Below are 23,695 nucleotides of genomic sequence, written 5' to 3'. Positions count from 1 at the left end.
AATAGCTATTAGCTAATCAATGGACAATATTGTAAATTCAGTACGATTAAAGTAGCACACCTTTCAAAATAAGCGTCGCCACACTAAAATAGATCAGCAAACCTGTTACATCGACTAATGTCGACACAAAGGGCGCGGAAGAACTCGCCGGGTCGGCCCCAAGCCGTTTCATCACAAAAGGCAACATAGACCCCATCAACGATCCCCACAGGACGACACCTACCAGCGATAAAGAAATAACCAATGCAACCAACACCCAATACTCACCATAACTATGTGCAAAAGATTGCCAAGCCATAATCCGTAGAAAGCCAAGCCCACCCAAAATAAGCCCCAGTAATAACCCCGACAAGATCTCCCTTCGCATCACACGCCACCAATCACCCAAAGTAACTTCACCTAAAGCCATAGCTTGAATAATTAATGTAGACGCTTGCGAACCGCTGTTCCCACCACTGGAAATAATAACAGGCATCAGTGCAAACAACATAATCGCACTTGCCATTTGCTCTTCGAAATGTTCAATAACTGTAGCTGTTAAAAGCTGTCCCAGAAACAGAACAATAAGCCACCCCGCTCTCTTCTTCACCAAGTTTTTAATCGACACATCCAGGTAGGGCTCATCCAAAGCCTCCGTCCCCCCGATACGCTGCATATCTTCCGTGTACTCCTCGTTGGCTACCCAAAGAATATCATCGACAGTCACAATCCCCAACATAACACCCTGCTCGTCGACAACAGGCAAGGCCACTCGATTATTCATCCGGAAGATGTTGATCGCTTCCTCCTGAGGATCGTAAGCATTGAGCGATATCAGACGATGATCGATAAGTTCACCAACCACGGTATCCGGCTCGGCCATCAGCACATCTTTGATCCGAATATCATCAACTAACTTCCCATTTCCGTCAATCACATAGAGCACATCTATCGTCTCCGAATCCCTTCCATAACGTCTAATATGTCCCAATATCCGTTCAATACTCCAGTGCTCTTTTACGGTAATATAATCAGGCGTCATTAGACGCCCAACGCTATCTTCTGGATAACCCAGCAAAGCCAATGCTTCAACACGATCTTTGGGTGGTAACAGTAAAATTAAATGCTTAATATCGTCCTTCATTTCTGAAAAAAAAGAAGTCCGATCGTCGGGGGGTAACTCGTTAATTAATGCACTAATTTTTGCTTTAGAAAGCTTCTTAAAAATCCTGTTTTGAGTAGGGAAATCCAGAATACGAAAAACGTTAACTGCGCGATTCAAATTTAATGATTCAATAAATAGTGAGCCATGTTCGGGCAACTCATCAATCAGCTCCTCTACTTCTGAAATATTTAATTCATTCAAAAATTCTTCCAGCCCAACAAGATCTCCACCTGCGATCAATTGCTCTATTTGATTCACCTGCATTTCCAGTTCTTCCATATCTCCTATCAATTTAAAAATCCTACATCTAAACAAAGTTTATATGTTACAAAAATCGCTTTTTTAAAGTAAATTCTGCATAAAAAAATAAATAATAAAAACCTGCAGCCTGTCGCAGTAATTATGATAAATACCAGACGTACCCTTTAATGCCTCATCAAAAAATAAGACATTTTGTCACCAATATAAATTAAAGAGAAAACCGTTCTCACCAACAACTTCAACAGGTTCAAGAAAAAAAAGACGATTAAATTTATAGTCTAATTATCAATCCATTTTTTTATCAACTAAAATAAACCAGGCGACGGCTACCTCACCATTAGATATCCGAAAGCAACAACCCATAGTCGTCAGATTTTTACACAAAAAAAAGCAAACAAATTTTCCCGGTATAGTCTTAGAATCGCCAATTATTTAAGTATATTCGTCGTATGCTTTAACCTGTTCAACATAGGGCATTTTTTCAGAATAGCCCAATAGCACTGAGTTATTTTAAAGAAAAAAACAACAGAAAAAAAGCGAAATTTAAAAAACATAAAAACCTATTATTCAAACACAAAGAAATTATTAAAAGAACTTAAAGTTCACATAAATAGCAATAATAAAACTAAAAAAAATAGCAAACATTAGATTTATAAAAATTAATGAAACATAAAAATATAATTATCAGCATATTATCGTTATTATCATTAATAATATATTCACAAAAAAGTTACGCTCAATTTTTTGAAGACAGCCAAGCCCCTTTAAGCCAAAAATGGTATAAAATTGAAACCAAGAATTTTCAACTAATTTTCCCGGAGGAGATGAAGAGCAAGGCCCCTACCCTAGCTGACCAGGTTAACCGATCGCTGCGTACAACTTCTAGAAATTACAAAATAACACCGCGGAAAATTCCATTCATTATCCACAACACGAATCTACAAACGAATGGTTTTGTACAGCTGTCTCCACGTAAATCTGAACTATACAGCACCGCCGGAGCAGACCCCGACAACCAGACCTGGCTACCTAATTTGATCCTTCATGAATCAAGACACGTAAGTCAATTTGACAAATTGACAGGAAAATTACGCGCCCCATTTTTTGAACAATTAGCCCTTGCCTACTATGGACTGACTGTTCCTTCCTGGTATTTCGAAGGGGATGCGACGCTGACCGAAACGATATATTCAGAGGGAGGAAGAGGAAGATTACCCGCTTTTGAAATGCCAATCAAAGCAAATTTTCAATCTAATCACCACTATAGTTTTAATAAATATTTATTAGGATCCTACAAAGACATTGTCCCAAGTTACTATACAATCGGCTATCTGATGACCTCCACTTTAAAGTCAGAATTACCTTCGAATTATGAAGCCGACCTCTTCTCGGAGCTTAACAAAAAACCGTTATACCCTTATAATATCAATCGCGTTTTAAAGAAAAAAATAGGTGGAAATAGCGCTTATTTATACAACAGAACAATAGCAAATTTGGACGCTATCTGGAATAAAAAAACAAGCGATTATCAATACCAAAAATACACAGAAATAGACAAGAAATACAGCGGCTATTACAACAGTAATTTATTACCAAAATACAAGAATGGTCTGATCTATTTTATTAAACAAAATCCCCAAAAGACCAATGCAATTTATACCTATGATGTGGCAACAAAAACAGAAAATAAGCTCGTCAAAACCGGCATACAGTTAACGCCACATTTTGACGTAAACAGCAATTACATCTTATGGGATGAGCTTCATAAAGATCCGCGTTTCAACAAAAGAACATACAGCGTTATCAATATCATGAATCTCAAAACAAGGAAAATTAACCAGCTCAGCAAACAGACGAGATATTATTCACCGATTTTAAGCCCCCTAGACGAAACCATCGCCTGCGTTGAGGTAGATTTATCCAACGACAGCTATCTAACGCTTATAAGCCTTAAAAACAACAGTATCATCAAACGGATTAAAATAGGCAACGCCGAACAGCTGCAACACCCTGCTTTCAACCCTCAAGGAGATAAAATAATAGGTATACGATTATCCCAATCCGGAACCGCACTATGTGAAATCGACCTGAAAAATGACAAAATTACCAACCTAACACCATGGGATAACCAACAATATGAAAGGCCGCAATACCTTTCAGGTATGAAGATCATCACAAAAGCTAACTTCAATGGTATCGATAACATTTACAGCATCGACCTCATATCTGGCAAAAAACAGCTTTTGACAAAGGCACAGTTTGGCGCGTTCAACCCATTTTACGACAAGGACACAAGGCAATTATTCTTCAACGACTACCAGTACAACGGCTACAAAATCGCCCAGACATCCATAGATACCGCATTTGATATCGCTCCAGAAACGGATTACTTTTCGCATTACTACGCCACGGCATTGACCAAAGACAGCGTAAAAAATATCGCTGCAGTCCCTGTAGATACTAGTCAGCACTACCAAATTGTTCCCTATCGTGGACTGGGTAGAACGTTTAATTTCCATAGTCTTTCGCTAAGTAGCAGCAATTTTGAAAGCTTCGACAATTTTAAACCCGGAGTCTTCTGGTTATCAAACAACATCTTAAACACCACACAAATTGCACTGGGATATGAATATGACACCGACATTCGAAAAGGAGTATATTCGGCAGAACTGACCTACAACAAGTACTTCCCAAAATTCTCATTGCGTTATGAAAACAGAGGGCAAATCGCAGCAGCAAGCATCCCTAATAAACCGGACAGTAGCATCCGTTTCGACTGGCGCGAGCATTATATATCGTCACAGATCTCCATCCCACTCTCCTTTTACAGAAGAGACTACGTCTATTCCACTGGGTTCAACCTGGCAACAGCTTATCTAAGGCGCTATGACCTTAGCCGAACAGATGTCAAAAACTTTAATTACGAGACCGCATTTCCATTGACATACCAGCTTTACTTCAATCGCAATGCTCGAATGGCTAGTATGGACCTCTACCCAAGATGGGGACAAAATTTTAGTATCACCTACCGACATACGCCTTTTGAAAACAATGCAAAAGGTGAAATTCTATCCGCAAGAACAGTATTTTATCTACCTGGATTTATGAGCAATCACGGTTTTCAAGTTAGACTGAGCGCCCAAACAGGATCAGGAATTTATCAATACATCAACGATATCCCTCTAGTGAGTGGATTTAGCTACTACAAATATGAAAAAATAAAAAACACGGTATTGATCAACTATCGTTTCCCTATAGCTTATCCCGACCTTGGTTTAGGGTCCTTAGCTTATATTAAACGTGTAAAAGGGGGAGTATTTGCCGATTATCAAAATATACACAAACACCGGGAAGTTTCACCAAAAAGTTTTGGAGCCTATCTCTCGCTTGATTTCAATGCTTTTAGGTACCCACTTCCAGATTTCGAATTCGTCGTTAAAGGCACCTATATCAATGACAACACGACCACACAACGTGTAGTTCCAACATTCAGTTTAAACTACACCTATTAAGGAGAGTTAACCCTATCCAAAATTAAGGATGGATCGCCCAATTAAAATTCAGGGCCAAAGCATAATGATCCGACAGCGGTAATCCTTTGAGGTTGGTGAACAGATTATTTTCTATATTATAATCCCGGGCAGCAAGACTTAGGTGACTGCTGCTCCTATAAAGAATTTTATCAATGGATTCACTCTGATTACCGATAGACAACATATGTGGAGGCTTAAACTCGTGCCTTATCTCAGGTACTAAGCCTCCGTTTTCCAGCTCAACCCAACTATCCACCAGGGTTGTGGAATCCATAAAATCATGCAGATTATCATCACAAAAACTATAATGCGCGTTAAAATCCCCCATGACAATAAGTGGCCTGTCCGTTGAATGCTCTCCAATATAATCGCGCAGCTGGTTGAGATTATCCCGGCGTGCACTTGAAGCTTTCCTGCTATTTTGTGCATTCGCATGGACATTATACACATCCAGCCAGACCTCAGGAACAATCTCTACCTGAACCAGGGTAAAGCCTTTTGGGGTCAGAAAATCAGCTCCAGTACGTTTCTTCCAGGGCACACGGACAACATCGGTCATCGGAAAATGAGACAGGGTATTGAGACCATCACCAAAGGGAACGCGCCCCTTGGTTTTCGTGCGATACGGATGTAAATTCCCACCCCAATATAAACTTCTATTATAATTAAAATCCTCCTGTACGTTCACGATATCAAAGGGATTAATCTTCTTTCCAATTTCAGCGATACTCCGGCTTCTACCTGTGATCGCCGAGGATATAATCCCGGGCAAGCCCGCTACATTATACGTCAGTACCGAAAAAAAACCAGAACTACCTTTTTCTTTACTTTTATTAGCATCCATCAATATCTGCATATATAACCATGTCATGATAAATTTAGCAAATACAATAAAAACTCACCAGTGCTACACAAATATTTAACAGATAATTGATTTAATCTGACATTACATCAATAGTACAAATTGCGACACCCCAATTTTTAAAATAAAAAAAGGACAGCTTTTGCTGTCCCTTTCAAAAAAAATAGTTTCGTATTAATCTTCAAGTGCCTTCACACCTGGAAGAACTTTTCCTTCCATGTATTCCAAAAGCGCACCACCACCTGTACTGACGTAACTGACATCCTCAGTCATACCAAATTTACTTACCGCAGCAGCTGAATCACCACCCCCTATTAAAGAGAATGCACCATTCTTTGTTGCTTCCACAACAGCATCAGCAACAGCTTTGGTACCCTTCGCAAAGGTATCAAATTCAAAAACACCCATCGGACCATTCCAAAGAACTGTTTTAGAATTTTTGATGATCGCTGCGAAATTTGCAGCAGACTCCTGACCAATATCCAAACCTTGCAAATCCGCAGGAATTTGATCATTCGGTCCATCATAAACATTGGCATCATTTGAAAATGCATCTGCAATCTGAGCATCAGTAGGAATAACCAAGTTTACACCTTTTTCTTTCGCTTTTTTTACCAGCTCATTCGCTAAATCAAGTTTATCATTCTCAACCAACGACTGGCCAATTTCACCACCTCTAGCTTTGATGAAGGTATAAGCCATACCTCCTCCAATCAAAAGGTTGTCAACTTTATCCAATAAGGCTTCAATTAACTGAATTTTATCAGAAACTTTTGCCCCACCCATGATAGCAGTAAAAGGTCTAACCGGATTATTTAATACTTTTTCTGCATTTCCAACTTCAGCAGCCATCAAGTAACCGCTATATTTAGCTCCTGGGAAAAATTGCGCAACAATCGCTGTCGAAGCATGAGCTCTGTGAGCCGTACCGAAAGCATCGTTTACATAGATATCACCTAATTTTGATAACTTCTCGGCAAATTCAACATCTCCCTTTTCTTCTTCTTTATAGAATCGAAGGTTTTCTAGCAATAAAACCTGACCAGCTTGTAAAGCTGCAGCTTTTTCTACCGCCTCTGTGCCGATACAATCATTGGCAAACTGAACATCAGTACCTAAAACCTGTGAAAGATGAGCAACAATATGTTTTAATGAATACTTATCAGTAGGACCATCTTTTGGCCTTCCTAAATGGGACATCAATATCACGCTTCCACCATCGTTCAAAATCTTCTTTATTGTTGGAGCCGCTCCCTGGATACGATTATCATCCGTAATATTGAAATTTTCATCCAAAGGCACGTTGAAATCCACACGTACCAAGGCCTTTTTACCTGCAAAATTTAAATCGTCTACTGTTTTCATTCTGTAACTTTATTGATTTGGGATTAGGTCGTTTTGTCAAACGAACAGCTAAATATAAAAAAAAGCATTTGCTTTCATTAGAAATAATTATTTATTAATGGCAATTCTTACCTTGAATCGAACTTTTCCGCACGCAACGCAAGAATTACCTACATCGTTATAAATCATAATAACCTATGACCATACGACGATTGAACCTCCTTTACAAATCAATTACTAGTGGATCTCAACGCTATAAGGCAACCTTGCCTGCACACCCGTCTGTGCTGTAGCTTTTCTCATGACATCAAAATAACGATAGTATTCGCCCATTTGTTCTTTTGCAAGCCAAACTTGGACTTTTTCTTTCGAATTATTCAATATTGAGGTAAAAGGATCTTCTTTCTCTGGATACTGAGACACTTTATATTTGCTCAGATTGGCCTTTTTAGCGGCAGCCTGAATAGCGATATCCAAGTTGCCGAGACGGTCAACCAATTTATTATTTACCCCTTGCGCACCAGTCCAAACTCGTCCCTGCCCAATACTATCAACATCAGCAATGGATAATTTACGCCCATCTGCAACAACTTTCGTAAATGTACCATATACTTTATCAACTTCCCGTTGGATGATATCTCTTTCTTCTGCAGTCAATGGCCTGTCAAAAGAAGTCATCAAATCGGCGAACTTCCCAGTTTTTACACCATCGTAGTGAACTCCGATTTTATTGTTCATCAAATTCTGAAAATTAGGGATCACACCAAATACGCCAATAGAACCCGTAATCGTTGTAGGCTCAGCAAATATAGAATCTGCCGCTGCCGAGATATAATACCCACCAGAGGCCGCTAAATCACCCATAGAAACGATGACAGGTTTCACTTTTTTTGTCAAAATAACTTCACGCCAAATAATATCCGAAGCCAAAGCAGATCCCCCTGGTGAATTAACACGCAAAACAACAGCTTTAACCGCATCATCTTCTCTTAATTTTCGTAGTTCGCGGGAGAATTTATCGCCACCGATTTGGCCAGGTCCCGTCCCCTCACCGTCAACAATTTCTCCGGCAGCATAAAGAACCGCAACTTCAGATCCACTCGCATCATCTTTTACCTTTTTATTATAATCCAATAGGGAAACAAACGATATCTCATCCTTTTCCGAAATTTTCAAACGCTTTCTCAAGTCCGACAAAAGTTCGTCTTTATACAGCTTGGCATCCGCAAGCTTATATTTTACCGCATCGTCCGCATCCCGAACACGATAGTCATTCGCAATAGCCCGTAATGAATCGGCAGCAATATTTCTGCTCACTGCTATTTCATTAATAAAAGTACTGTATATACTACCCAAATAGGATGTTACCTGCAAGCGATTGGGATCACTCATTTTATTCAAAAAGTAAGGTTCAACAGCACTTTTAAATGTACCCACCTTCACAATCTGCATCTCTACCCCAACCTTATCCAGGAGGTCTTTATAGAACATCGTAGAACTTGCCAAACCTCTAAAATCAATCGTCCCTTGTGGATTCACATACACCTTATCAGCAATGCTCGCTACATAGTAGGCCTTTTGGTCATACCCGGCATTATAAGCAACAACAAATTTCCCGGTTTTCTTAAAGGCCAAAAGTTCGTCTCTTACTTCCTTTAAACTTGCAAAACCAACCCCGATATGACTTGCATCCAAATAGATTCCTTTAATATTTCCGTCGGTAGCCGCATATTTGATCCTCGCCAAAATATCATCCAATCCAATATTTTTAGTCGAATAACCCGGAAGGTTAAGACTACCCAGAGGATTGGCCTCACTTCGCTCCGTAATATCATAGTCAAAGGACAGATATAAAACCGAATTACTCTTAACAACAATCTCTTGGTCAGAAGAGGCTGAACTGATGATCGCCCCAATAATTCCCATCAAAACAATAAACAACACAACAAAAGAGATCACAATCCCCGTAATTGTTGCCAGTACGTACTTAAAAAATGATTTCATATTTTGTAATTAAATCCGATCCATAACCTATCTTCCTGTGGAAAGACTTATTTTTCACTAAAGGTAAGGCAATATTTTTTATTCACCCAGTCTTTTATTTCAACTACAACATATTTTTTTCCACGAAATTAGGGCATCTAGCCAACTGAAATTCACTTTTCCACCTACAATTTATGCCCGAATTTCTTCCTATTAAAATCAACAAAACCTTAATTTAGCAGTATGAATAAGATTTACATACTATTGGGCACCAATCTCGGAGACCGTTTTCAGCAACTTGATCTAGCGAGAAAACAGCTTGAGTTGCGTCTTGGAGCAATTATTGAAGTTTCTTCGATCTATGAAACTGCCGCATGGGGAGTGGAAGACCAGCCTACATTCCTGAATCAAGCCCTTATCATAACTACCGATCTACAGGCGACTGACTGTTTAGAGATCACCCAGTCCATTGAACAGGAATTAGGACGTATACGCATCAAAAAATGGGGCGAAAGAGTGATAGACATCGACCTCATCTACTTTAACCAAGATATCATTGATCTGCCCACACTTCGTATTCCACATCCTTTTATTGCAGAACGAAGATTTGTACTCGCGCCTTTAGTTGAAATAGCGCCGGACTATATCCATCCCCTTTACAAAAAAAATAACGTATATTTATTGGATAAATGCAAAGACGACTTACCTGTAAAGAAAATTAGCAACGATGAACCATATCGACATTGAACTGATCAACCAAAACATGTTTGACAATCCAGAATTAATCAAACAATTTGTATCAATGTATCTTATTCAAACACCTGTAGACCTCGACAAGCTCCGCCAAGCCCTGGCTGAAGGAGATTTTCAAAAGATTGGCGATACAGCCCATCATATCAAACCCACCATGGACTATATAGGTGCTTTTCATTTAAAAGAAAAATTTGAGGAATTAGAGACCAATGCAAAAAACCAGGAATCTCTTGAAGGACTCCGAGCCTCCTTTGATATCATTTACATCGAAATGAAGGAGCTGCTATTTGAATTGGAACAATATGAAAAAACGATCTAAACCAGATCGTTTTTTTTATTGAAATGCAATGCCGACAATAGGAAATATAAAATAAGTATGATCGGTAAAGCCATAAATTGACCGACAATAAACAAGATCAGCGTCAGGAGTAGAAAAATAAAGCGAAACTTATTCGTATTCCAATCCATAGAACTGAATTTCATCGAAAATAGCCTAATTTCACTCACTAATAGATAACTTGTCAAAAGAACGCTGCAAATCAAAACAATTGGATTTAAAATTACCTGCGGATATTTATCAGCAATATAAGGTAACGAAAGTACATAGAATGTATTCATTGGTGTATTTAGACCGATAAAATCAGACGTTTGCCGCTCATCCAGGTTGAACTTTGCGAGACGCAAGGCAGAAAAAATGGTGATGATATACCCTAAATAAGGTAACAGAGAGCCATCAGGAAATACCTTGGTCAACAAGGTAAACATGATCGTCCCAGGTAAAAAACCAAAACTAACCATATCTGCCAATGAATCGAGCTCTTTCCCTATTGGCGATTTAACATGAAGAAGCCTCGCGACCATTCCATCGAAAAAATCAAATATCCCCGACGCAAACACACAGATAGTAACAGCTTGTATATTACCTTTCAGTGCCATTAATACAGCGATACAGCCACTAAATAAGTTTAGACAAGTCAGCAGATTTGGGATATGTTTTTTCATTTACAGGATATTTTAAATTAAAAAAGCCATCATTCGATTAGAAATGATGGCTAAAATATCAAAATTTGATGGAATTAACCATTCATACTGATCAAAAATTCCTCATTTGATTTAGTTCCACGCAATTGACCTTGTAAAAATTCCATGGCCTCCGTAGAATTCATATCAGACAAGTGGTTACGAAGTACCCAAATACGTTGTAATGTTTCTTTGTCAGTCAATAGATCATCACGACGTGTACTCGATGCAGTGATATCGATCGCAGGGAAAATCCGTTTGTTCGCCAGCTTACGATCCAACTGTAATTCCATATTACCTGTACCTTTGAATTCTTCAAAGATAACTTCATCCATTTTAGAACCTGTATCTGTCAATGCTGTTGCCAAAATAGTCAATGAACCACCGTTTTCAATATTTCGGGCAGCACCAAAGAAACGTTTTGGCTTGTGTAAAGCATTAGCGTCCACACCACCGGATAAAATTTTACCCGAAGCTGGAGCAACTGTGTTATACGCACGCGCTAATCTGGTGATAGAATCTAACAAGATAACAACATCATGTCCACACTCTACCATACGTTTAGCTTTCTCAAGAACGATATTCGCAATTTTCACGTGACGGTCAGCTGGCTCATCAAATGTCGAAGAAACAACTTCAGCGCGTACGCTTCTCGCCATATCTGTAACCTCCTCAGGACGCTCATCGATTAATAAGATAATCAAATAAACTTCTGGGTGATTCTTCGCAATAGCATTTGCAACCTCTTTCAACAAGTTTGTTTTACCCGTTTTCGGCTGCGCAACGATCAATCCACGTTGGCCCTTACCTATAGGTGTAAACAAATCCATGATACGCGTAGAGTAATTTCCAACTCCCATATCGAGATTTAAACGTTCATCCGGAAATAATGGTGTTAAATAATCAAATGGAACACGGTCACGAACCTCAGCAGGATTTTGCCCATTGATAGCCTCAACCCGTACCAAAGGGAAGTATTTTTCACCCTCTTTAGGTGGACGGATACAACCACGTACCGTATCTCCCGTTTTCAAACCAAATAATTTGATCTGAGATTGTGATACATAAATATCATCAGGAGAAGTCAAATAGTTATAATCTGATGAGCGTAAGAAGCCATAACCATCAGGCATGATCTCCAATACACCCTCGTTAACGATCACATTATCGAAATCTGTACTTGAAGAGGTGTTTTCTGCTTTAGGAGTTTGTGTTGCTTTTTCAGGTTGGGGACCTTTATCTACTGCTGGTGCATCTTCGGTTGCAACCGGGGTTTCGTCATGCTCAGAAACTTCACGTTTTCTTACCGTGACAGGTTCCGCAGTTTTTACGGTCCGCACACGCTTACGTGTACGTTCAGCATGTTCCTGGTTATCTTCCTCTACCTTAGCTGCTTTTTCAGCTGGCGCTGGAGCTGCTTCCTCTTCTCCACCAGTATTGCTAATTCTTTCGATTAATTCTTGTTTACGCAATTTATCAGCATCTGCGATACCGATCAACTTAGCAATCTCGCGCAATTCCGATACGAGTTTAGCGTTTAATTCGTTAATATCCATTAATGTGTTGTGTATGATTTTTGGATTTTTTTTTGAGCTTTTTTCTGAATTCTGATTACACACTTAAACAAGTTTCCATGATTAAGTGTGATGAAGAACTTAATGATTTCTTTTAAACCCGAAGTGGATTAAATATTGAGAACCTAGACAAAGAAAAAAACAAATTTTGTTATTTCAAAATATTTCAAAAAAAATATTTACTATTGTAGCTAGTAAAACGATTTAACAACATTTTTAGATTGAATTTATATTTTTTTTCATAAGTTCGTACCTTTCAAAATTTAAGTTTTTAGATCCCTTATATGGAACAGCAACAAACTAAAACCAATTACCCCGCACTCTACACATTGATTATTGTGTTTTTCTTTTGGGGGTTCATTGCGGCAGGGAACAGTGTTTTTATACCGTTCTGCAAAAATTACTTTCATTTAGACCAGTTTCAATCCCAGTTAATAGACTTTGCTTTTTATACAGCCTATTATATTGGTGCATTGTTACTATTTATCTTCAGTTCAATCGGAGGAAAGGACCTGGTTGGAAAATGGGGATATAAAAAGAGTATCGTTTACGGTTTACTTTTCTCGGCATTGGGGGCAGCAGCCATGATTGTCGCTGTCGAAGTAAACTTATATGTTGGTATGTTGTTGGGACTATTCGTTGTAGCCCTTGGTTTTTCATTACAACAGACTGCAGCAAATCCATTTGCTGTTTTATTGGGCGATCCAAAAACGGGTGCTTCCCGTGTGAACCTAGGCGGTGGTATCAACTCATTTGGTACAACAATAGGCCCTCTTGTTATCGGATTTTCCTTATTCGGAACTTTTGAGCCTATTTCTGACTCCGAGATAGCCAACCTTCCTTTAAACAAGGTGGTTTATCTTTATATAGGTGTCGGTCTGTTGTTCCTGCTGGCTGCAGCATTATTTAATTTCAGTAAAAAAGTTCCTGCTGGAATTAGTGATGAGCCAATGGAAAAGGCCAATAAAGCTTTACGCACGTTGATCATTATGACCGTCCTACTTTTTGGTATGTTCACACCAGTTTTCTTAAGTTATAAGAGTGATTTGGCCTTGCAGGTAGAACAATTACACAAACAGGTTTCTAGTTTAACGGATCAGGTTCAGATTGATCAACTCAAATTGCACATCAAGGAAGTTGCCAAACCACTTGAAATGCAACGTATGTTATGGTTGGCAGGTGCTTTAGTTGTTGTTATTGGTGGATTATTATTCTCCAATAAGAGTGCACAAAAGAATCCTGAAGGTTGGGGCGCGATGAAATATCCGCAATTGGCTTTGGGTATGCTTGCCTTGTTTATCTATGTGGGGATAGAAGTTGCCATCGGTAGTAACTTAGGTGAGTTACTAACATTGAAAGAATTTGGTCACTTGCAGTCATCGCAGATTACACCTTACGTATCTATGTACTGGGGAAGTATGATGATCGGTCGTTGGGCCGGCGCAATTACAGCCTTTAACTTGAGTAAATCGGCTAAAAATGGATTATTGATTATCGTTCCTCTGATTGCATTTTCGATCATTATCGGCGTCAACACACTTGCCGGATTTGAAATGTCACACCTTTATTATTACGTGGTATGTATCATTCTTCAAATTGTAGCATTCTACCTAAGTAAAGAAAAACCTGCCCGTACATTGATTATTTTCGGATTATTTGGAATCATTGCGATGTTGATTGGTTTATTCTCATCAGGTACAGTTGCAATCTATGCTTTCTTATCGGGTGGTCTTGCTTGTTCAATTATGTGGTCTTCGATTTTCAGTTTATCCATTGTAGGCTTAGGTAAATATACAGCTCAAGGTTCGGCATTTCTTGTCATGATGATTCTTGGCGGTGGTGTTCTTCCTCCGATTCAAGGAAAATTAGCAGATATTATTGGTATCCATAACTCGTATATCCTACCGTTGATCGGATTCTGTTATGTTGTTTTCTTTGCGATATTTGTTAAGGGAATATTAACAAAACAAGGAATCAATATTGACGAAATAGAGGCTGAAGGGGGCCATTAATACCCTTACTAATTGTAAATAGTACACTATTTAAACAATTTTATTACACAGCTCAAAAACTGGCTTAACAATATCGTTAAGCCAGTTTTTTTATATAGTCACCAAACTACAAAAATTTATTTTTTGAAAAATACATGGATAAATTATGATATTTAAAATTAAAAAATGTATTTTCGGGGAATTGATTAATGAATTGATTACTCATTTTATAACGATAAACACAATTAAAACTACTCAATAATGATAATCATTGCTGACGGGGGATCAACAAAAACAAACTGGTGTTTGTTAGACGATTCGAATAAAAAAATCTACTTCAACACAGAAGGATATAACCCTTATTTTGTTGATAGTGAATACATTGTAAACTCCCTAAAAAAAGGACTACCGCAAGATTTACCTTTTGAAAAAATCTCAGAGGTAAACTATTATGGTGCAGGTGTTCATAACAAGGAAAAAGCACAAATTGTTGTTGATGCCTTAAAACAAGTATTTACTACAGCTGAAGTTGAAGTAGGACACGATCTTCTTGCAGCAGCAAGAGCATTATTAGGAACTCAAGCCGGATTTGCTGCGATCTTAGGAACAGGAACAAACTCTTGTCTCTATGACGGCAAAGAAATCACATTAAACATCGACTCAGGTGCTTACATTTTAGGTGATGAAGGTTCTGGTAGTTATATTGGAAAAAAATTACTGGCAGATTATGTTCGTAATTTGATGCCTAAAGATGTTAAAGAAGTATTCTATAACACGTATAAAATGACAAAAGACGAAATTATGGACGCGGTTTATACCAAACCTATGCCAAATCGTTTCTGTGCTAGCTTTAGCAAATTTGTCTATGACAATAATGTAAATATCGAATATACACGTAATATCGTTGATGAAGCTTTTGAAGCATTTTTCAGAAACCTTGTTAGCAAATACCCTAATTATCAAAGCTATACTTTCAACTGTATTGGTTCGGTAGGTTATAATTTCAGAAATGTTTTGGCTGAAAAAGCTGAGCAATATGGAATGAAAGTAGGCAAGATCTTACGCTCTCCTATTGACGATTTAGTACAATTTCACATCGATAGAGCGGCAGCAACTGCCAAATAAAAAAGAAAAATAATCTTTAACATAATGAAAGGTATTCAATAAAATTGGATACCTTTTTTTGTTGCTCTTCCTCCACTCTCTTGACCTTGTGGTCGTCTCCTCAATGAAAATCCCTTGCCAATATTAATTTCCAATAAACTAATTCATACCGTTTTACAAAACATTTTAATGATTTAATAACAGGAATTTCATCGGTACAAAATAAAAGTATCCTTTTTTTGTAAAAGAAGATAACAGATTTATTGAATGAAAAATCGTGGTATACAATAATAAAAAAAACGGTAAAATAGACCGTTCATGATCGATTCATTTCAGGCAAATCCGTCAAAGGTGAAATATAGTCCCCAACAGGCAAAAGGACAACAAAAATCAACAAAGAAGGTTTAGACATCTTTGAAGACGTACATGAAACAAATTTATTGCAAATGAAAAGAAGCCTTGATATACTTGTAATCTCAGATTTACACCTAGGTACCTACGGGAGTAGAGCGAAGGAGCTTTTACTTTATTTAGAGTCCGTATCTCCCAAAATACTGATATTGAATGGAGACATCGTAGACATTTGGCAATTCAAAAAAAGCTATTTCCCACAGGAACATCTCAAAGTCATCAAAAAAATTATTGATATGAGCTCTTCGGGTACAGAAGTACATTACATCACAGGTAACCATGATGAAATGCTACGTAAGTTTACCGACCTCAAATTAGGTAACATCAAGCTAAGCAATAAACTGCTTCTCTCGCTCAATAACCAAAAAGTCTGGATCTTTCATGGGGACGTATTCGACGCCTCCATCCATCATTCGAAATGGTTGGCCAAACTGGGTGGCTGGGGCTATGACAAACTTATTCAGCTCAATAATGTGATTAATTATTGCCTGGATAAGATGGGTAAAGAAAAGTATTCATTATCCAAAAAGATCAAAAACTCAGTTAAAAAAGCAGTCAAATATATATCGGATTTTGAACATACCGCTACTGAACTGGCGATTGAAAAAAATTATGATTTCGTCATTTGCGGACACATTCATCAGCCTCAGATCAAAGAAGTTATTACCAGAAAAGGAACCTGTACCTATATGAACTCAGGCGATTGGATCGAAAACCTCAGCAGCCTAGAATATAAAAATGGCGAATGGAAGCTGTTTTATTTTGAGGAGAACAAAGAACAGATTCTTAAAAATAAAATTATCGATATCCCCCTTTTCAGTCTGGAAGATCTCAAAAAGATTGTCATATCCTAATGAACACAGCACAGATCTGCACAGAATCTGGTGAACAATAAATCAAAAAGCCGAGCTAACTCGGCTTTTTGATTTTATAGCTCAAATGTCTCACCAATTTTCGGCAATGACAATGAAATATCTTCATTCTGAAATTTATCCAATGCCTGTTGTTTATCGATGGTTATTGGCGGAAATGAATCGTAATGAATACCAACAACCCGAGCACAATTCACAAATTCAGCGGCTTTGATCGCATCATCCACGTCCATTGTATAATGCCCACCTATCGGCAAAAATGCCCAATCCAGCTTCATGTCTGCCAGCAATTTCATTTCCATGGTTAACGCAGTGTCTCCAGCAAAATAAATTCGCTGGCCTTTTACAGTAAAGACAAAACCTACAGGGAACCCACCATATTGACCATCAGGCGTACTATTGGTATGTGCAGCATAGACCATCTTTACCGAACCAAAAGGTAATTGAACAGTTCCGCCCAAGTTAAACTCGATAACTTTATCATCAGGTACTCCCTGCCTTCTCACCCAGTCCGCCGTTTCAACAATCGCTAAAACAGTGGCATCACTGTTTTTTTGAATCGTCGCCATATCAGCCACATGGTCCTGATGCCCATGACTTAAAAAGATATAATCCGGTTTAATTGTATTTACATCGATTTCTTTTGCAAGTGGATTATAGGTAACAAATGGATCTAAAAGAACCTTCGTTCCGTCAAAATCAAACTCCACACAAGATTGTCCGTAATAAGTTGCTTTCATGATAATATCGTTATTGATTAAACAATCCGCCTAGTCCTCCTAGTCCACCCAACATATCCTTGCTTGCTGCCTGCATTTCAGCTTGGCTGATATTCTCAGCTTGAGCAATTGCCTTATTCAAAGCAACCACAAGTAACTCCTCCAATTCTTCCTTATCTGCGTTTGATAAAAATACAGGATCGATAGTAACCTCTTTTATCTCTTTGTTTGCTGTCGCTACCACACGGATTAAACCACCTTCTACTTCACCAGACACAGAAATTGAATCCAATCTTTTCTTGATTTCCTCCGCCTTTTGCTGGGCTTGAAATAATTTGTCAAACATATTTATATCGTTTATTTGATGCCAATTTACAAAAATCTGTGCATACCTACTATTGCTAATTTACTTTCGCCAATGCTTCCCTTTTTCTGAAAGTGTCTGATCTTATTGGCCTAAAAGAACCTTCAGTTCGCTTTCATTACTCTTGGTGTCCGCGAAGTCAGGAAGGTTTTGTATTTTTGCAACATGCAAAGCAATCAAGAAAAACTAGTCGCCCATATTTTGGACCAGTTGGACCTAAATCCGGCAGCTATTCCAGCTGAAACCTACGACACATTAGTTTCAGATCGCCCACAACTTGTCGACATCGATGATATGATTTCCTATGTCAAACGTATCGGGACTGATCTCGATGCCATCGATAAAACAGTTGAACTGGTTGAAAAAATTGAAGACGAAACAAGTATTCTAATCCATAAACTTAAGTTTATTTCAGCGACTGACAGGCCCAAAGTATTGGTATTGGACCAAATACAACCCCTTGAAATAAACCGTTCTGCCTATCTGCAGGAAGCCATAAAAATTGCAGGTGGTATTCCAGTTACAACAGAAAATGAAGCCGATAAAATCATTGTCATCGGTCATGGGGAACAGACATTTATCCAAATACCACAATTGTTGAATTCGGCAGCTATCGCTTCATCCAAAGCCATCGAACTCGATCAGGTCTTTATTATGACCAGTGAACAATTTGCACAGATTCCCGGCTACAATTATTTGAGCGAACTTGAGTCATTAGCCGAAATTCTTCAGCCAAAGTATTTTGTATATGGTCATGAAGGAAACAATTGGCTACAATTTCAACTAAGCTAATGAACCGAAAATATAGGCATAAAAAAACAGCTCCAATAGAACGAGAGCTGTTTTTTTATGTTTTATAATTTTAGTTATATCTTCTGCGCAGAACGTCGTATAATTTTTCAACGGTATGCGGTTTATCTGCCCATTTGTTTTTAATCGCATAATTTGTCTGCAAAAAGGCGTCCGCTTCTGCATAGCTTGTAAACCTATTCAATAATTCGACAGCCTCACTATACGCTAAACTATACCCATTAAACAAATCCTTAATAAATAAGAGTTTATCATTTAAACTTATCCCTGCTTTAATATCTGTGAGTTTATCGCTAGATCCAGATTGATTTACTTGATAAACGCGGTTCTTCACGCCGGCTTGCTTTTGCTGAGAGATAATTTCATTTAAGGTCAAGGGTCTAGCGGGAACCTCCTCAACGACCGCATTAATTTCTTCCTGAATAAGAACCTCCTGCGGTTGTTCAATAACAACTTCTTTTGGTTCTTCGATTACTTCTGTAACGAAGACAGTAGGTTCTTCGATTTGCTCAGTGACTTCCTTTTCTGCCTGATAAGCTAATTCCTCCACTGGCGCAGCCGCAAAAACCGGGGGAATTGCAGCAACTGGAGGTGCAACAGGTTCAACAATTTCTGGACTAAGTTCCTCCGATTTTACAGGTTCACTTTCAGAAACAAATGGGACTTCTTTTTCCTCCACGATAGTTTCTTCATTTACCACAATGCTTTCTTCAGTTCCACGGCTGAAATCTTCAGCCGATTGAGCTTCTCGAACCTCTTTTTGAGGCTGTTCAGCAACAACTTGCTGTGCTGATGTTCTAATGGTAGAAGGAGGTGTAAAATAATCGTTGAATGCAATCTTTTTACTTCCCAGTGCCGCAGCACTTAATGTATGTTGTGACTGATTTTCCTGAAGAACGAGCTTTGTCTTGAGTAAAGTTATATATGCAGCTACCGCTTGTGCCTTAGCTTCCAGTGTTACTAATTCGTTAATTTCGGATAAATTTCCTTGTTCTGATAAGGTCAGATACTGTCCATTTAAATCCTGTAATAAATCGCCTATCTTATTAAAAATTTCCTCTTTAGTACCCATAATTCTATTTGAAATCACCAATTAATCATTTATAATACTTATACCTTCAAGCGGTCGAAAAGTGGAAAACTCAATCCTTTGATTTTTAAATATTTGGATTTACGTTCACTTTTTTACTACCCAAATTTAATATTTAATTCTGATATTAGCAGCGTCAAAAACAGAATATAATAGGAGGTCATTTTACAAATATCACCTTATTTGCAGACCTTCCGGCAAAATTAAATTAATCAAATGCTTTTTTCCGAACATAATTTGGCTTTGCGCCCCGCTCAATATGGTAGCATTGAAATCGTCTGTGGCTCGATGTTCTCGGGTAAGACAGAAGAATTGATCCGCAGGCTAAAAAGAGCACAATATGCACGTTTAAATGTCGAAATCTTTAAGCCAGCCGTTGATAAACGATACGATGAGAAATTGGTCGTTTCACACGATAGCAATAGCATACCATCGACACCTGTCGACCATTCTTCTGCTATCCTACTGCTGAGTTCATCAACGCAAGTCGTCGGAATTGATGAAGCACAATTCTTTGATGACGGTTTGACAGAAGTATGTGTCAAATTGGCAAACAGTGGTATCCGGGTAATTGTTGCCGGACTCGATATGGATTTTCAAGGACAACCATTTGGCCCCATTCCCAATCTAATGGCAGTAGCCGAACACGTTACGAAGGTACATGCGGTTTGTATGCAATGTGGCGCTCCAGCGAATTATTCTTATCGCCTGACCAAGAATACGGAAACCGTACTTTTAGGTGAAAAAGACGCTTATGAACCACGTTGTAGACCATGTTATTTCGATTTGAATAAATAGCATGATCAAAAAAGTTAACTAAAAATCTGCCAAAAATGCTATAAACTCTATTTGGCATAGGATTTGAAATATACTTTATAAATACGAATATTAGCGCTTTAAAAAAGCGACAAAATACTTTTCATAATTTAGGTTTATAATTGGTTAGTTAGCACCTCCTTGCCCATCAAGGAGGTGTTTTTTTTTAACAAACAAAGAACGCTGCTCTCTTTGAGTGAGAACAGCGTTCTTTGTTTTAAAGTATCTGTTTTATTGATCCATGTTTTTACCTAAAGTACCCCATGAGTTCATTGCACTCACCTTATGGCTGAACACGATAATTTATAACTTTACGGCCAATATTTCCTGTTTGATCCATTCCTTCGACAATTACCTTATAATTCCCATTTCCGTCGGCATTATAAAACTGAATGGCAGCTTCCCCTGTCTCTGTAATTGTGACTTTAGGGTTCCAGTAAATGGTCGTTCTCAAATCATTTGCAGCCTTCCTTTCCGGAGTATCATATTTTGGGACATAGAATTTCCGTTCTTTAATATAGCCTAGAGGATACATATCGATTACATTCGATTTAGGCAACATGCTTTCAATCTCACTCAGTGACATGCGCGGTTTCTTCGCTTCCACTTTCTTCGTATAGATTGACACAACACCATTATTTTGATACATTCTGGATACTGTACCCAATTCATCACGTAAGAAGATTTCGATACCTTCGATATCCGCGACATTGATGCTATTCAATCCAGGCTCATCAATAGCCATACCATTCAGAAAGAATTGAACAGGTGTACGCCCACCCGCATTATAATCACGAGAAACATAATATTTCAATGTCTGTGGATCATACGTAATGCCCGTCAATACTGTTTGAAGACACATGGTCAACACGTTACAACCGGTCAAACGCTCTGGCTCAATACGATGTTCCGGCATGGACAGCCCAGAAATTGAAGGAAAATCTTTATTTGTGATTACTTTCTTCACTACGGCCGTCACTTCGACCTCATCCAAGAGAATCGATTTTCGATATTCCTTTCGGCTATTTGCCAAATAAGGAGCAAAAGCCTGGTCTATATTGGGTACAAAATAGCTCTTATATCCATTATTCTTATCAATCTCTGGATAGAAGCTCTGGTCCATATTAATAACCAAACTTCGGTAGTTATCATTAGATCGGGCATTTACCGTTACTTTGGACGAATCCGGAAACACAAGATCCTTAAATGTGAATCGTCCATTTTGATCTGTATACACGTCCTTTTTTATATTACGGGAAGGTACAGATAAAAGTAATCCACCATTTGGATAAGGACGCCCGGTGTTCATCCGAAGGATACCCGACAATTCAATCCCTTGTTCTGGAAGAAAACTGATCTGTGGCAACTTCTCAGCGATTAATGTTGGATAATCAAAACGACGATATCCCTGTGTCATTAATAAAGCATCCAAAGCTTTATCCCGGTTGGGATTTTTTTCATCGAAATAGGCATTTGGATTTTCCACATTTCCTTTCAAGTCCGAAGTCAACAGAAAGTTGCTCACAATGGATAAATCTGTCTGATCATTGTAAGGGACTTTGGATTCGTCAATTACAGCTACAGAATAGCTCCCCGGGAACTTCTGCCCATTGTTGTCTACAGCAAGTTTAAGATTGACCAAGTCTTTAGCCTTATAACTTTGCTTATCGCTGGTAACCTGAATATTTAAAAGCTTTTCACTTTGAACAAATGCCAGACGTTCACTGATAGGCTTTCCATCAGGACTCAATAAGGTTACCTGAGCAATACCATTTGGCAGACGCTCTTTGGGAATATTGACCAATGCTGATGAAGATTTTAAATTCACCTGCGCGCCAAAACAGAGATGCCCATTCGACTGAACCAAAACATAATAAGATTGGCCCTGATTTTTTGTAAAATTTTCTTCGCTGGTCACTACTGCAAATTCTGCATTCGTGGCATCCTGTTTCACAAAAACCACATTTGCCTTATCGTTGACAACAGCGGGCAATTTATATTTGCGTTCCTGCCCGTTCTCAAACTTTACGACAGCTTGATAGTTTTCCCCAGCAAGCGGAAGCAGGGAAAAATACCCCATTCCAGTCCCAAAGTCCTCAAAATCCGCAACAGACTTGCCTTTTGAGTCTAAAATACTTCCTTTTACCTTGAGTCCCTTTCCGTCGGATCCAAGCGCCTTAAATGCGATCTTTTTTGCCAATCCGGCGATGATATCTCCCCCTTCAGGAAAAAATTGCACATCAGCATCCCATAAGGCATTTTTGAGCAAGAAAGAGCTGGACAACGGTTTCTCATTTTTATTCTCCTGAATACTAATTTTCAGTTGTCCTTTCTCCAGATTTGCCTTTTCTTTCGCGGAGAGGTTTATCGTTACTTTTCCCAGACCATCGGTCTCACCTTTACCCTTGTCGAACGTTTCCCACCCCGAGACAAACTCCCAGTTGATCTTTGAGTTGATCATCGGTTTTCCCGTACGGTCGCGAAACTGTACCACAGCCTGGGTTTTATTGCCTCCAATATTATTTTGGAATTCAATATTTGTAATCAATTTCTTATTGATGACATCACCTATCGGGACTATTTTATTAAAAAAGTAGGCATTATCGAAGTTTGCCATCCATTTCGTGTAGCCCCGGAATCGATAATTATCCTGTGACATAAACTGTGGATCCAGTACAATCTGTCCATTTCCTACACCTTTATCCAATGGAATTCTGAGGGTCTGAATAAGCGAGTCACGACTATTCAGTACTTCGACATAAGCGATTTTACTCGGCTCATATTCTGCTAGATTACGGGATAAATAGGTCGAAAACCAAAGGGTGTCCCCTACGGCATAATACGGTTTATCGAAATGCAAATGTACTTTTTCAACTGGGTAGACTTGAAAATATTTCTGAACTCGTTCTACGATCGTATTAATAGGCAATGTCGGTGTGGTCTGCGCATAACTCGTCCCCATTCCTAACAGTCCTATCGATAAAGTCAATAGTTTTATGTGCTTCATTGAAAGTCTTAGAATAAAAAATGAATAGCTAAATATA

The 23,695-nt window shown here is 38.5% G+C and carries 18 protein-coding genes; 8 read left to right on the top strand and 10 right to left on the bottom strand.

From position 1 onward, the window contains the following. Window positions 1-46 precede the first annotated feature (46 nt). Entirely contained in the window at window positions 47-1,423 is a 1,377-nt protein-coding gene (gene mgtE, locus AB1Z56_RS01735; protein WP_309362158.1) for a magnesium transporter, read from the bottom strand. Between the two features lie 806 nt (window positions 1,424-2,229). Here mgtE and AB1Z56_RS01730 point away from each other — a divergent pair. Beyond that, window positions 2,230-4,917, top strand: coding sequence for a hypothetical protein (locus AB1Z56_RS01730; protein WP_426790905.1), 2,688 nt, complete (start codon window positions 2,230-2,232; stop codon window positions 4,915-4,917). A 22-nt stretch (window positions 4,918-4,939) separates the two neighbouring features. Here AB1Z56_RS01730 and AB1Z56_RS01725 read toward each other — a convergent pair whose 3' ends face one another. The 3 genes from AB1Z56_RS01725 to sppA form a co-directional block, all read right to left on the bottom strand. Further along, window positions 4,940-5,809, bottom strand: a complete 870-nt coding sequence (locus AB1Z56_RS01725) for an endonuclease/exonuclease/phosphatase family protein (protein ID WP_309362162.1) — start codon at window positions 5,807-5,809, stop codon at window positions 4,940-4,942. Between the two features lie 165 nt (window positions 5,810-5,974). Continuing rightward, a complete protein-coding gene (locus tag AB1Z56_RS01720) occupies window positions 5,975-7,165 on the bottom strand; it encodes a phosphoglycerate kinase (protein WP_426790904.1) in 1,191 nt (396 codons plus the stop codon). 216 nt (window positions 7,166-7,381) lie between these two features. Beyond that, on the bottom strand, window positions 7,382-9,148 hold the full coding sequence (gene sppA, locus AB1Z56_RS01715; protein ID WP_426790903.1) for a signal peptide peptidase SppA: 1,767 nt from the start codon (window positions 9,146-9,148) through the stop codon (window positions 7,382-7,384). A gap of 222 nt (window positions 9,149-9,370) precedes the next feature. On the opposite strand from sppA, the gene folK reads away from it, so the two are divergent. Beyond that, complete coding sequence (gene folK / locus AB1Z56_RS01710) at window positions 9,371-9,874, top strand: 2-amino-4-hydroxy-6-hydroxymethyldihydropteridine diphosphokinase (protein WP_309362168.1); 504 nt, start codon at window positions 9,371-9,373, stop codon at window positions 9,872-9,874. Continuing rightward, window positions 9,855-10,199, top strand: coding sequence for an Hpt domain-containing protein (locus AB1Z56_RS01705; protein ID WP_309362170.1), 345 nt, complete (start codon window positions 9,855-9,857; stop codon window positions 10,197-10,199). Before folK ends, AB1Z56_RS01705 begins: the two co-directional genes overlap by 20 nt. Here the strand turns inward: AB1Z56_RS01705 and pssA are convergent. Next, window positions 10,196-10,882: a CDP-diacylglycerol--serine O-phosphatidyltransferase gene (gene pssA, locus AB1Z56_RS01700; protein WP_309362172.1), complete on the bottom strand. Its 687-nt coding sequence runs from the start codon at window positions 10,880-10,882 to the stop codon at window positions 10,196-10,198. The genes AB1Z56_RS01705 and pssA overlap by 4 nt on opposite strands. Window positions 10,883-10,956: 74 nt before the next feature. After that, the gene (rho, locus tag AB1Z56_RS01695) at window positions 10,957-12,456 is read right to left on the bottom strand and encodes a transcription termination factor Rho (protein ID WP_309362174.1); all 1,500 of its coding nucleotides are present in this window, start codon (window positions 12,454-12,456) and stop codon (window positions 10,957-10,959) included. 302 nt (window positions 12,457-12,758) lie between these two features. On the opposite strand from rho, the gene AB1Z56_RS01690 reads away from it, so the two are divergent. The 3 genes from AB1Z56_RS01690 to AB1Z56_RS01680 all read left to right on the top strand — a co-directional run bounded on the left by AB1Z56_RS01690 (window position 12,759) and on the right by AB1Z56_RS01680 (window position 16,834). Next, complete coding sequence (locus AB1Z56_RS01690; protein ID WP_313267985.1) at window positions 12,759-14,486, top strand: MFS transporter; 1,728 nt, start codon at window positions 12,759-12,761, stop codon at window positions 14,484-14,486. 240 nt (window positions 14,487-14,726) lie between these two features. Next, window positions 14,727-15,590: an N-acetylglucosamine kinase gene (locus AB1Z56_RS01685; RefSeq protein WP_046671899.1), complete on the top strand. Its 864-nt coding sequence runs from the start codon at window positions 14,727-14,729 to the stop codon at window positions 15,588-15,590. Window positions 15,591-16,015: 425 nt separating this feature from the next. Beyond that, window positions 16,016-16,834: a UDP-2,3-diacylglucosamine diphosphatase gene (locus AB1Z56_RS01680; protein ID WP_286736570.1), complete on the top strand. Its 819-nt coding sequence runs from the start codon at window positions 16,016-16,018 to the stop codon at window positions 16,832-16,834. Window positions 16,835-16,908: 74 nt separating this feature from the next. On the opposite strand, the gene AB1Z56_RS01675 is transcribed toward AB1Z56_RS01680, so the two are convergent. Then, a complete protein-coding gene (locus AB1Z56_RS01675; RefSeq protein ID WP_309362177.1) occupies window positions 16,909-17,592 on the bottom strand; it encodes a metal-dependent hydrolase in 684 nt (227 codons plus the stop codon). A gap of 10 nt (window positions 17,593-17,602) precedes the next feature. Continuing rightward, a complete protein-coding gene (locus AB1Z56_RS01670) occupies window positions 17,603-17,917 on the bottom strand; it encodes a YbaB/EbfC family nucleoid-associated protein (protein WP_046671896.1) in 315 nt (104 codons plus the stop codon). A 183-nt stretch (window positions 17,918-18,100) separates the two neighbouring features. On the opposite strand from AB1Z56_RS01670, the gene AB1Z56_RS01665 reads away from it, so the two are divergent. After that, on the top strand, window positions 18,101-18,727 hold the full coding sequence (locus AB1Z56_RS01665; protein WP_426790902.1) for a hypothetical protein: 627 nt from the start codon (window positions 18,101-18,103) through the stop codon (window positions 18,725-18,727). 70 nt (window positions 18,728-18,797) lie between these two features. Here AB1Z56_RS01665 and AB1Z56_RS01660 read toward each other — a convergent pair whose 3' ends face one another. Further along, complete coding sequence (locus AB1Z56_RS01660) at window positions 18,798-19,835, bottom strand: hypothetical protein (protein WP_426790901.1); 1,038 nt, start codon at window positions 19,833-19,835, stop codon at window positions 18,798-18,800. 216 nt (window positions 19,836-20,051) lie between these two features. Here AB1Z56_RS01660 and AB1Z56_RS01655 point away from each other — a divergent pair, with 216 nt between their 5' ends. Then, on the top strand, window positions 20,052-20,633 hold the full coding sequence (locus AB1Z56_RS01655; protein WP_309362182.1) for a thymidine kinase: 582 nt from the start codon (window positions 20,052-20,054) through the stop codon (window positions 20,631-20,633). 301 nt (window positions 20,634-20,934) lie between these two features. Here the strand turns inward: AB1Z56_RS01655 and AB1Z56_RS01650 are convergent, their stop codons facing one another. Next, window positions 20,935-23,658 carry a carboxypeptidase-like regulatory domain-containing protein gene (locus tag AB1Z56_RS01650; RefSeq protein ID WP_426790900.1) on the bottom strand — a complete coding sequence of 908 codons (2,724 nt, stop codon included), beginning with the start codon at window positions 23,656-23,658 and terminating at the stop codon, window positions 20,935-20,937. Between the last annotated feature and the right edge of the window lie 37 nt (window positions 23,659-23,695).

Source organism: Sphingobacterium sp. WOUb80 (assembly GCF_050058145.1).
Classification (GTDB): domain Bacteria; phylum Bacteroidota; class Bacteroidia; order Sphingobacteriales; family Sphingobacteriaceae; genus Sphingobacterium.
Note: the sequence above shows the minus strand (reverse complement) of the source record. Positions and strands in the feature narration are given on the sequence as shown.